This window comes from Virgibacillus carmonensis (genome assembly GCF_057836705.1).
The window spans coordinates 1-525 of sequence record NZ_JBYQFJ010000400.1; the positions used below are offsets into that span (position 1 = coordinate 1).

Genomic DNA, 525 nt, shown 5'->3' on the forward strand with positions numbered 1-525 from the left:
TTATCCTGGCTATAGGCACAAGGCTATCAGAGGTCACCACGCAGGATTATAAAGTCATTACTGCTGACAAGAAACTAATTCATATCGATATTGACTATGCATCACTAGGGAAAGTATATGCACCGGAACTAGGAATCCTAGCTGATAGTGGCGAAGCTTTAAAAAAACTGCGTGACATTACCTGTTCCGGATCATGGGGGAATTGGGCTAGGGAGCGTAATGAAGCATACAAACAAATCAGTCAACTAAGTACAACAAATGAAGATGTGATTAACAAACAAATAATTGCATTGTTGGAGAAAAGATTGCCAAAGGATGCCGTGCTAACGAACGACGCTGGTAATTTCGCCGGATGGCTTCACTCGTTTTATCCGTTCATAAAGTCCAAAACCTATGTAGGGCCAACATCAGGGGCAATGGGGTATGGTATGCCGGCTGCCCTTGGTGTCAAACTGGGGTCACCTGGGAAAACAGTTGTTTCCCTATCAGGGGACGGCGGATTTATGATGACTGCTAACGAACTCG

Annotated in this window: 1 protein-coding gene; it reads left to right on the forward strand. The window is 44.6% G+C overall.

From position 1 onward, the window contains the following. A partial coding sequence (locus AC3G7N_RS22570; protein ID WP_489424332.1) for a thiamine pyrophosphate-dependent enzyme occupies window positions 1-525 on the forward strand: 525 nt, incomplete at both ends.